Annotated in this window: 5 protein-coding genes; 2 read left to right on the top strand and 3 right to left on the bottom strand. The window is 56.6% G+C overall.

The window, feature by feature from the left end; all coding sequences use genetic code 11:
• Positions 1 to 13 precede the first annotated feature (13 nt).
• Positions 14 to 2,161, top strand: coding sequence for an acyltransferase family protein (locus tag ACED87_RS05945; protein WP_449089714.1), 2,148 nt, complete (start codon positions 14 to 16; stop codon positions 2,159 to 2,161).
• An 84-nt stretch (positions 2,162 to 2,245) separates the two neighbouring features.
• Here the strand turns inward: ACED87_RS05945 and ACED87_RS05940 are convergent, their stop codons facing one another.
• The 3 genes from ACED87_RS05940 to ACED87_RS05930 form a co-directional block, all read right to left on the bottom strand.
• Entirely contained in the window at positions 2,246 to 3,085 is an 840-nt protein-coding gene (locus ACED87_RS05940) for a hypothetical protein (RefSeq protein WP_449089713.1), read from the bottom strand.
• Positions 3,085 to 3,942: a helix-turn-helix domain-containing protein gene (locus ACED87_RS05935; protein ID WP_449089712.1), complete on the bottom strand. Its 858-nt coding sequence runs from the start codon at positions 3,940 to 3,942 to the stop codon at positions 3,085 to 3,087. The genes ACED87_RS05940 and ACED87_RS05935 overlap by 1 nt, the downstream gene beginning before the upstream one ends.
• A gap of 371 nt (positions 3,943 to 4,313) precedes the next feature.
• Positions 4,314 to 6,590, bottom strand: coding sequence for an NAD-glutamate dehydrogenase domain-containing protein (locus ACED87_RS05930; protein ID WP_449089711.1), 2,277 nt, complete (start codon positions 6,588 to 6,590; stop codon positions 4,314 to 4,316).
• 326 nt (positions 6,591 to 6,916) lie between these two features.
• Here ACED87_RS05930 and ACED87_RS05925 point away from each other — a divergent pair, with 326 nt between their 5' ends.
• A complete protein-coding gene (locus ACED87_RS05925; protein WP_449089710.1) occupies positions 6,917 to 11,815 on the top strand; it encodes an NAD-glutamate dehydrogenase in 4,899 nt (1,632 codons plus the stop codon).
• Positions 11,816 to 11,837: the final 22 nt, after the last annotated feature.

The raw sequence follows: 11,837 nt of genomic DNA, 5'->3' as shown, positions 1-11,837 counted from the left end.
AAAAGCACTATCAATGAACCGAACCAGCCACAGACACAAGCCCTTGGGTAGCTTCGTTGAGCAACCCAAATTCAGGCCAGAAGTTCAAGGGCTCCGCTCACTGGCGGTTCTCCTTGTCGTGATGTACCACGTCTGGTTCGGTAAGGTCTCCGGCGGTGTGGATGTATTCCTCTTCATCTCTGCCTTCTTGCTCTCGCTCTCCTCCTTGCGCAAGATTCAGGGCGGTAAACCCCTCAAGGTTCTCAGCTACTGGCTCCACGTCTTCCAGCGTCTGCTACCTGCTGCTGCAACCGTCATTCTGGCTACCCTGATAGCCGCCTACTTCATCATCGCCCCCTCCCGTTGGGCGTCCCTGCTGGCCGATGCTAAAGCAGCCCTCTTTTACTTCCTCAACTGGCGTCTAGCCTTCACCTCGGTGGACTACTACGCCCAAGATGCCACCCTTAAAACCCCTTTCCAGCATTTCTGGTCCCTCTCTATGCAGGGGCAAATCTTTATCATCTGGCCCTTGCTCTTTGCCTTTGTTGCTTTCTTAGTGGGCTACCTACGCCTTAAGGTGCTCCCTACCGCCCTCTTTATCTTTGGCACAGTTTTTGTTACCTCTTTGACTTTTTCGGTGATTGAGACTTCCACGAACCAGTCTTTCGCCTACTTTGATACCCGCACCCGCCTGTGGGAGTTTGCGGCCGGTACCTTGCTGGCTATGCTCATGTTGGCTTGGCGTGTTCCTTCTTGGCTCAAGGTGCCCATGGGCTGGGTAGGCGTAATTGGTCTTATTACCTGTGGCTGGCTCCTACCCGTTGAGAAAGCTTTCCCTGGCTATCTGGCTCTGTGGCCCTTGCTCTCGGGCGCTTTTGTGATTGCTGCTGGTCAGACCGGTTCGCCTTTCGGTGTAGATCGCCTTCTCTCCGTTAAGCCTTTACAGAAGATGGGGGCAATTTCTTACTGCCTTTACCTGGTGCACTGGCCCATCCTCATTCTGTATACCACCGCTATCGGGGAACCTAAGGCCGGATGGTTGGACGGATCTTTGGTGATTCTCTCGTCTATCGGGGTTGCCTGGGTTTTGCATAATGTGGTTGAGAAGCCCCTCCGGGCATGGGAGAAAAAACCCAGCCGCCGGTCCTTGCAACAGGTAACGCACAGTGAGGCCCCCTGGGTCCACAAAAAGCAGGACGCTCGAGGCCGCTGGGTGCGTCCGATAGCTATTATCGCTACCTGCCTGGCACTCGTTGGGGGGAGCGTCTCAGCAGGGCAGGCGTGGGTGCGCCAGCAACAAGACCGGTCAGAAGAGCTTGCTCTTCTTGCTGGTACTAAGGCCTACCCAGGCGCCCTAGCTGCTGGGAGTAACCAGCGGTACCGCGATACACCTATTCCTCAGGGTGATATTGCCAATCAGTTTGATAACCTGAGCGTACCTTGTGCCGCCTATAATGATTTAGCCAATGTGGCTCTTGCCGAGTATTGCACCACCGAACGGTGGGGTGGCACGGACGCCCCTCTTACGGTCGTGGTGGGTGACTCTCACGCGGAGCAGGCTATCTCCATGTACCGCCCCATTGCAGAGTCTAACGGGCAGAACATGATGGCCTTCCTTCTGGGTGGCTGTAAGTTCCCCACCCAGCCTCCCGGGTGGGAAGAATGCGCAGCTTTTAGCCGGGATGTTACTCAAGAGATTCTCGATTTGCGCCCTGCGAATGTTCTTGTGATTTCTACGGCGGCTAGCTCTACTAGCACCAACGAGGTTCCTATTGGTGAGCTGGGCCCTGTGGTGGACCGTCTGACAGCAGCGGGGATTAACGTCATTGCCCTACGCGATAACCCTCGCTATGACTTCAACATGTATGTGTGCGGGCAGGATAACCTGAGTGATCTTTCCGCATGTTCTGAGCCTGTGGCTGAGAAACTGGCCCCGGTTAACCCTTCGCTGGGTCTGGCGGATTTCAACCCCCAGGTCTATACGGTAGATTTGACGGATAAAATCTGCCCCAACGGTATTTGCCGGCCTGTTGAAGGAAATATCTTCGTCTATATCGACGATAACCACATCTCAAAGGCCTATGGTTCCACTATGGCGGTAGAAATGGAAAACCAGTTGCTGATGCAGGGTTGGGACCCTTCTGCCCCCAACCCCAGTAAGGAAAACCCAGGAGAGGAATAGCTAACCTCTCAAGGTAAGACGCCCGCCCTAGCTTATATAAGCTAGGGCGGGCGTCTTTCTGTAGAAAGGAAACTTAGGGCTTTCTCATGCCGCGGGGTTAGTTACATTCTGGCCGATAAGCTGTCGTAATTCATTACGGTCGTTGCGGTTGAAACCATCAACGTTTTTTCGTCTTAATCGCGCACTTATTGTATGCAACTGGTGCGCGGTATCTTTACGTAACCCAATGAGATTTTTACGATGAAGGCCCCAGGGAATGCTCATAAAATGTTCTCGTATCAGTAGGAGTGACCTGAGATCTTTGAGATCTCTATCGAGATAACCTCTACCTGCGGTGGCGAAGGTTTTTAGAATGACAGCCTGTTCAACTGGAGGAATACATAGAGTTGCTGTGGTTTCAAAATCTGAAAAATATACTTTGAGTCGAACTGGTGGAACGGTGAGAACATGCTCTAATTCGAAGAGGGAGTCAAGCTGGCGTAGGCTATCTTCATCGGCAAGAGGAATCCGCGCGGCTTGAATCTTCCCCGCTTTAGGGTTGGCATTGAAGGGCTGTAGAAAATTTACCTCTTGATAACTGTCTGTGCCGTGTTGACCCCGTATGTATGCAGAACCACCTGCCTTAGTGAAGCCTACGCGGATTAATTGCTGGTCTGCCTTTTCCAAGAGTTCCAGAACTGAGGTGTTCTCTTTGAGAGGCGTTTCAGTATTACCTAGGGCAGCATCTGTGTCGAGGGTGAAGCGGGGCTCAGTTTGTTCTGGTAGAGGGTAAATCTTCTGGAGAAGCATGACCATCTGACCTCCAATGATTCGATAGTCAGTTCTTCCGGCGTATGCTTGTGCAACAAGGAGTAATGTTTCATGTGCGAGGCTCTCAGCCTTACTTGTGGAAGTGAGCGTAATTGGAATTTCGGATTCTGACATTACTTCATAACCCCTTCTAGTATTTTGGTTTTGAGTATCTGAGCAGCTTCACGGATATCTGCTTCTTTACTGCGTAGCAAGGTTAGATAGGTATCAACGGGGTCGGTGTAGATTCCTGGGAGGCCAGACTCATCGCTCCACCATTGTGCAGTAGTAAAACGTGTAGGGTCAGCCGGTATTGATATCTGCATAGTTGCTTTTTCTGGTGAGCTCTCGAAAAAGCCCTCCTCTTCGAAATCAGTAATTTTTGAAGTGAGTATTAGGCCTGTTTGAGGGTGCTTCCATGGTGAATACATGTCACTGGCTGCTACTCCTGCTACTGCTGAAGGGGTACCTGTTGCTGATAGGACTTTCTGAACGGTTTTAATTTGCTGAGCAAGGGGCGCTGAAGAGGACCAATATGTCGTGAAATCATGCTTGGTGGGGTAAACGTGTTCAAGCCAGCTCAAGAGGTTTGATTTTTGGGTAAGGGAGGTGGAACTATCGAATTGTTTGAGGTTATGGCGTAAGAGGCTGAAAGTGCGTGAGATGGTGGGCTGGGTGGTATTGAGTATGTCGGCTATCTCTTGCTGATGGGGAATGGTTGGGGAGAAAATGATGAAACGAGCCAAGGCATAGAGATTCCAGGGCAGGGGGCGGGGTGTCTTACCCGAGCTGCTGACTGCATGTTTCTGCTGATAGAAGGTGCCATCTAAGTAGGCAGAACCTTGATGGAGGGCGATGTAGCTGCTACCTGTGCGTATGAGCTGTTCGCGCGCTTTCGCTGTGATGGTTGAGGCTATGACGAGGCAAGGCGAAGTATCGTTATCAGATTTGTTGTAGTGGTTGGGGCCCTCAAGGGAGGTAAGCTGTAGCATCTGTGAGGCCCCTACTGTTTCAAAAAGATGGGTAGAGAATGTGACGGTTCGGTTGCTGGGAAGTTCTAACTTCCACAGTTGGTGAGAGTGGTTACGAGGTTGCTGAGGATAAGCTGAGGCTTGAAGAAGGACGCTACCGATCTCTTGCAAAAAGCCATGGATAGTATGCTCTGACATTGCTCTTTTCCGCTTTCACACAAGTGTGTATACGTTACATCAAATAATTTTAATATAGCGTATATGACAATATTTATAAAATATGATATATGAATTTGGTTGCGATACTAGCTTTTAATCAGCAATAAGCGCACGCCCGCCCTAGCTTATATAAGCTAGGGCGGGCGTCTTTTGGGGTGGGGGAGTGGGCCGTGTTAGGCGGCGGCGAGCTTAGCTTCGATAGCTGCGCGTAGGGCCAGGGCTTCTTCGACCCAGGCCTCAAAGTCGCCCTTGTCGTTGATATCGGGTAGGGCACCTGCTTCTAGGCGGGCTGCACGGAAGGCGCGGGCGATATCGTTGGCTGAGGCCCCGTACTTTTTCTTCATCTCGTACACGAAGGTGATTCCCGTGTGGTTGATGATGCGGTTGGCTGCGCGGGTTGCAATGATTTCGCTGCGCAGGGGGTGCTGGTTAAAGTAGGGGGCAAACTTTTCGGTAGCGGCGGCTGGGAAGTAGTCGGCTAACAGATCGTTGAGGTCTAGGTCTGGCTCGTCGGCGTAGTTGCCCTCAAGAAGTGCGGCGGTCAGATCAATTTTGGCGTAGGCGGTCAGCACTGAGAGCTCTGGGCTGGTTAGGGGGACGTTTGCTTCTGCCCGGTCTGCCAGGTCTGCCTCGGAGGGGAGCAATTCGACCTCCCGGTTGAGGTGCACGGTTTCGGTCAGGTAGTCCATGAATTCGCCGGCAATGCTGTTGGTGTTGAAAACTTCGGTGCGTTCTGCTTGTAAGAGCGTGTTCTGCTCTAGGTTAGAGCGCAGGACGCGGCGGCCTACTTCTTCGACCTGGGTGGCGATGAAGTCTGCGCGGTGAGAGTCAGCGAAGTCACCTGCTTCGATGGCGCGGTCCATGAGGATTTTGAGGTTGACTTCGCGGTCGGAGGTTTCCACACCGGCTGAGTTGTCGATGGCGTCGGTGTTGATGAGGATTCCGCCTGCTGCTGCTTCGATGCGGGCGCGCTGGGTGAGGCCCAGGTTACCGCCTTCGGCAATGACGCGAACTCGCAGCTCGGGGGCGGTGATGCGGAGTTTGTCGTTGGCGGGGTCCCCGACCTGGCTGTTGCTTTCTTCGGTGGAGCGCACATAGGTGCCGGTTCCGCCGGTGTAGAGCAAATCTACGGGGGCTTTGAGGAGGGCGACGATGAGTTCGTCGGCGCTCAGGGCTTCGGCTGAGGTTTCCAGGCCGAGGGCTTCACGCATCTGGTCGGTGACGGGGATTTCCTTGTCCTTGCGGGAGAAGATACCACCGCCAGCTGAGATGAGGTCATGGTCATAGTCGGTCCAGTAGGCACGGGGGAGGCCGAACAGGCGCTTGCGCTCTGCGAAAGAGGTGGCCGCATCGGGGTTGGGGTCGATGAAGATGTGGCGGGAATCGAAGGCACCAATGAGGCGAATGTGCTCTGAGAGCAGGGCACCGTTGCCGAAGACGTCGCCGGCCATGCCGCCGATGCCAACCATGGTGAAGTCTTGGGCCTGGGAGTTGTGGCCTAGGGCGGCGAAGTGGCGCTTGGTGGATTCCCAGGCGCCGCGGGCGGTGATGCCCATTTCTTTGTGGTCGAAGCCGACAGAGCCGCCGGAGGCGAAGGCATCGCCTAGCCAGAAGCCGCGTTCTAGGGAGATGCTGTTGGCCATGTCTGAGAAGGTGGCGGTGCCCTTATCTGCGGCAACGACTAGGTAATGGTCGTCCTCGTCGAGGGCTATAACTGCCTCGGGGTGCACGATGGTGTTCTTGCCGTTCTCAGTGACTAGGTTGTCGGTGACATCGAGCAGGGAGGCGATGAAGAGCTTGTAGGCGTCCGCGCCCATCTGCTGGTATTTTTCTTGCTCTGTATCGCGGTCGGGCAGGTTCTTGGGTACGAAACCGCCCTTGGAGCCGGTGGGGATAATGACGGCGTTTTTGGTGACCTGGGCTTTGACCAAACCGAGCACTTCGGTGCGGAAGTCCTCAGGGCGGTCGCTCCAGCGCAGACCGCCGCGGGCTACCTTGCCAAAGCGTAGGTGTACGCCTTCTAGGGCTGGGCCTTCAACAAAGATTTCGAAGAGGGGCTTGGGTAGGGGCGCAAAGGAGATGTCGCGGGTGGAGATTTTTAGGGCGATGGTGTCTTTATCCTGGTAGGCGTTGGTGCGCACGGTTGCCAGGACGACCTCAAGCAACTGGGTGAAGAAGTCTTGGGTGTCGGCGTCCTTGAGTTGCTCAATGTCGGCGCGGACGCCTTGAGCCAGGTTGCGCTGGTTGGCGCGGCGGGCGTCCTTATCCTCGGTGAGATCGGGGTCAAAGCCTGTGGTGAAAATGTCGGTGATACCTGCGGTGATGCTGGGGTTATCAGAGAGGGCCTGAGCCATGAAGTCTTCTGTGAAGCTCGCTCCTAGCTGGAGGAGGTAGCGGGAATAGGTGTGGAGAACCTTGGGTAAAAGCTGTGAGCTGCTGGTCGATGACATTCTTAGCCCTTCGTGGGTGCAACGGGTGGATGGGGTGAAATTCCAGCATACGATTGCTTGGGGCCCTTGAACGACAGTTTCTTCGCAATATGAGATTTTATGTCTCGTATATGAAGAGAGGAGCCAGAGATATCTGGGAGTGCCATTCTGGGAATTTTCCAAAAGAGCTGTAACACAAGTGGTTCAGAAGATTAACACGGCAGTAATGGCCCAGGATTCACTCTTAGAGTGTTCGAGACTACTATTAAAGGAAGCTCGTATGAGGAACACCACAGGCATTGCGGTATGACCCCGCCCCGGCCCACACCCCAGAGAAAGGCAAATCCTTGCTCACCAACACCCACTCAGTTACCTGGTCAGCAGACAAAGACTGGATTAACGAATACTACCGGCACAGCTCAGCCGAAGAACTGCAAGGACTCACCGGGGAACAACTCACCGAGCTCGCCCAAACCCACCACCAGCTAGCCGCCACCCGCCACAGCGGGCAAGAACTAGTCACCGTCCACCAGGATGACCACACCGGCAGCACCCTCTTTATCATCACCGACGACACCAGCTACCTGGTCTCATCGGTCACCGCCCAAATCGCCAGCAACTGGGGCGGCATCGCAGGGCTGATCCACCCCACCTTCATCACAGAACGAGACGCAACCGGCCATCTCACCAGCCTCCAAGGCACCGGTGCCCCCCAGCCCGTAGCCAGCGGCGACACCATCTCCCTTCCCACCCTGCCCCAGACAACCAACGGCAGCACCAAACCCGCCATTGAATCCTGGATTGCCGTGCGCCTGACCCGCCACCTGACCGCCGACCAAGCCAGCCGCCTCGAAAACGAAATCCGCGCCGTCCTACTCGATGTGCGCCGCGCTGCCCACGACAACCAGGCCATGGCTGCCCGAACCCTAGAAATCGCCCAAAAAATTGGGGAACACACGGCCAACCCCCTGAGTGCGACCCTCAGCAAGACCGGATCCATTAGTGCGGACGCCGACCCCGCCACCAACCCACAAACAGTACAAGAATTCCTCCGCTGGCTCACCCACGGCAACTTCCTCTTCGTGGGCATTAAAGAACGAGACATCTCAAACCACTCAGGGGAGGTGCTTCTGACCGACCGTGAGGGCTCTGGCCTAGGTATTCTCTCCGACACCGGAAAAGGTGAGCCCATCGTCCTCACCGGTCTAGGCCTAAAAAACGCCCGCGACCCCAAACCCCTCTACATCACCAAAGCCAACTCCCGCTCCACCATCCAACGCCACGAATACCTGGACTACATCGGGGTGCGCGACATCGACGCATCAGGTACCATCATCGGCGAATACGCCATCTTAGGGCTCTTCACCAGCCAGGCCTACTCCCTGCCCGCAGCAGAAACCCCCCTCATTCGTGAACGTATCGCCAGCATGCGCCGCGACCTGGGCTACCAGCCCGGCTCCTACTCCGATGAAGCCCTCACCGGAATCCTCGAAGACTACCCCCGCCTGGAACTGCTCCACGCTAACCTCAACGAACTCACCGACACCTTCCGCGGCATCATGGGCCTAGAAGAGCGCCGCGCCACCCGCCTCTTCCTCCGCCCCGACGCCTTCGGACGCTTCGTCTCAGCCACCGTCTTCCTACCCCGCGACCGCTACAACACCCACGTGCGCCGCCGCCTAGAGTCGGTCTTCCACCAATATATTGAGATTGAAAGCATCGACTACGAGGTGCACCTCTCCACCTCATCTCTGGTGCGTATCTTCTTCCGCATCCGCCTCAGCACGCCCAACATCGTCCCGGTACTCGATACTGCCACCATAGAGCGCAGCCTGCAACAAGCCACCCGCTCCTGGGCCGAAGCGACCTCAACCGCTGTAGAAAAAGCCGCCCTCAAGGCCGGTTGCACCGCCCAAGAAGCCCGCCAAGCCTCCTACGACTGGGCTGATGCTGTACCTGCCACCTACCAGGCTGACTACGAAGTGGCTGATGCAGTAGAAGACATCGTCATCTTCGAATCCCTCAGCCCCAGCAAACCCGCCGCCATCGGCATCATTGATGACGCTGAAGGCACCCGCATCAAAACCTACCTGGCCTCAGCTCACACTCTCACCGAGCTACTACCCATCATGCAGAACATGGGCCTCGTAGTCATCGACCAAAAACCCTACGACATCACCCCCGCAGACGGACGCTCCTTCTCCCTCTACGACTTCGGCGTACAACTACCAGCAGGAGTTGACTCCCAAAAAATTGCAGGCCTCTACGAGGACGCCCTCAACGCCTATCTGCTCGGCCAGCGCGAATCAGACACCCTCGACCGCCTCATCCTGACAGAATCCCTCACCTGGGAGCAGGTGCGCGTCCTGCGCGCCTACACCCACTACCTGGTGCAGCTCGGGCAGGTCTACACCGCCGAATTCATGTCTGACACCCTGCTAGCCCACCCCCAGGCCACCCGCCTGCTCACCCAATACTTCTCCACCAGTTTCAACCCCGACACCCCCTTTGAAAATGATGACCACCGCGAAGAAGCCCGCGAAGAAGTCTGGGCGGAACTTGGCAAGGTACTAGACCACATCCCCACCCTCGACGTTGACCGCTTCATGCGCTCCCTAGCGACCGTCATGAAAGCCACCCTGCGCACCAACGCCTACCTGGGCCGCCCCGCCCTCTCCCTCAAGGTGGCACCGGGCCAGATTGACTTCGCACCGCTACCGCGGCCCACCTATGAAATCTTTGTCTACTCACCCCGCGTTGAAGGCGTGCACCTACGCTTTGGTGCTGTAGCCCGCGGTGGCCTGCGCTGGTCTGACCGCCGCGAAGACTTCCGCACCGAAGTGCTCGGTTTGGTTAAAGCCCAAATGGTTAAAAATGCCGTCATTATTCCCACCGGCGCCAAGGGCGGCTTCTACCCCAAGCAACTGCCCAACCCGGCTGCCGACCGCGACGCATGGGTTGCCGAGGGCCGCGAATCCTACAAGGTCTTCATCGCCTCCCTGCTCGATGTCACCGATAACCTCAGCATCGCAGCAGATGGCACCGAAACCGTAGTGCACAACCCCCGCGTCATCGCCCGCGATGGTGACGACTACTACCTGGTCGTTGCTGCAGATAAGGGAACCGCCTCCTTCTCAGATACCGCCAACGCTATCAGCGCCGACTACAACTTCTGGCTGGGTGACGCCTTTGCCTCCGGCGGGTCAGTGGGTTACGACCACAAGGCCATGGGCATCACTGCCCGCGGCGCCTGGGAATCGGTCAAACGCCACTTCGCAGAACTGGGTATCGACTGCCAAACCGAAGAGTTCACTGCCGTTGGTATTGGCGATATGAGCGGTGACGTTTTCGGTAACGGGCTGATGCGCTCACGTGCCACCCGCCTGGTCGCTGCCTTTGACCACCGCGATATTTTCCTTGACCCCAACCCCGATGCTGCGGCTTCTTTCGAAGAGCGTGTGCGCCTCTACAACCTGCCCCGTTCGTCCTGGCAGGATTACAACCCTGAACTGATTTCAGCCGGTGGCGGCGTCTACTCCCGTGGCGCTAAGTCCATCCCCGTATCTGAGCAGGTTCGCGCTGTGTTGGGCCTGGAAGAGGACATCACCGAACTGCCCCCCACCGAGCTCCTGTCTGCCATTCTTACTGCCCCTGTGGATTTGCTCTACAACGGTGGTATCGGCACCTATGTGAAGAGCCAGGAGGAAAGCCACACGGCTGCAGGGGATAAGGCCAACGACGCTATCCGCGTCAATGGTGCTGACCTGCGGGCGCGCATCGTGGGCGAAGGCGGCAACTTGGGCTTTACCCAGCTTGGCCGTATCGAAGCTGCCCGCAAGGGTATTCTCATCAACACTGATGCTATTGATAACTCTGCCGGTGTAGAGACCTCTGACCGCGAGGTGAACATCAAGATTCTGGTGGATCGTCTGGTGACTGCCGGTGAGCTCTCTGCAGATGAGCGCGCAGAGTTCATTGAGGCTCAGCGGGAGGACGTCGGCGCCCAGGTTCTGCTCACGAACGTAGAGCAAAATGTGCTCTTGCAGGCAGAACGCCACTACGCCGCCCCTGGCATGGAAGGCTACATTCGCCTCATTCAGGACTTGGAAGAAAAGGCCGGGCTCAACCGTGCAGTGGAGTTCCTGCCTACGGACGCTCAAATTCGTGAGCGCTACGATGCGACAGGGGAGACCCTGAGTGGCCCTGAGCTGGCGGTGTTGGTGGCCTATGTGAAGATTTATCTGACAGAGCAGCTAGAGAAGACTGATATTGCTGATGACCCCTACTTACAGCGGGTGCTGAGGGGCTACTTCCCCCCTGCGCTGGTGGAGCGTTTTGGTGAGCACCTTGACTCTCACCCCTTGCGCAAGCAGATTATCTGCACCCAGGTCGCTAACGAAATCGTCAATATTGGTGGTCTCACCTACGCCTTCCGCGCTATGGAAGAGACAGGCATGCCCGTGGACGCTCTAGCACGCGCCTTCTACGTTTCACGTGAAACATTCGGGGTTGGCAACTCTGCACGGTTGCATCGCCAACTTCCTGCCTCTACCCCGGTAGAAGGCTGGCAGGCACCCATCAGGGACTGGCAGCGCATCCTGGACCGCCTGGCCCGCTGGTTCGCCGCCGAACAATCAGTGCTAGCAGGCACCCCCATCGACCAGATGATCGAGCGGTTCAAACCAGTAGCCCAACTCATCCCCTCACTCAACGACTATTTCGCTGATCAGACCCGCGCCCGCGTCCGCGCCCTGCGCAACCAAGGTGAAGCCTGGGAGTTCCCCGAGGAACTCATCGTCAACTGGATCCGCGGCTTTGAAGCCTTCGCCCTGATGGATGTAGTACGCATCGCTGAAAGCCACGGGCTGTCAATTGAGCAGGTAGCCCGCGTCTACTACTCGGTCTACGACCGCTTCCAGATTGACATGCTCCTCACCACCATCTCCGAGCTGCCGCGCGCTGACCGCTGGGAGACCCTAGCCCGCTCAGCCCTGCGTGAGGGACTCTACGAAATCACCGCCACCTTGGCATTGAAGATCGTACAAGAAGCCGGGGATCGCTTCATCTCAGGGGAGGAAACCGGCGACCAGGCGGTGGCCCGCTGGACCCAAAACCACCCCGTCCAGACCAGCCGCGTAGACTCCATGCTGGCAGACATTCAACAAGCAGCCCCCGATGAGGAGGGCCGCCCCCGCCTGGCCGTCCTGCAGGTAGCCCTACGCGCCCTGCGAGGCATGGTCAGCTAGGCTTCGAACTACATAGGCCCCT

The sequence above is a fragment of the Rothia sp. 32237D007AR genome, assembly GCF_053544675.1.
The sequence above is the reverse complement of the archived record's forward strand: the minus strand, read 5'-3'. Positions and strand labels throughout refer to the sequence as shown.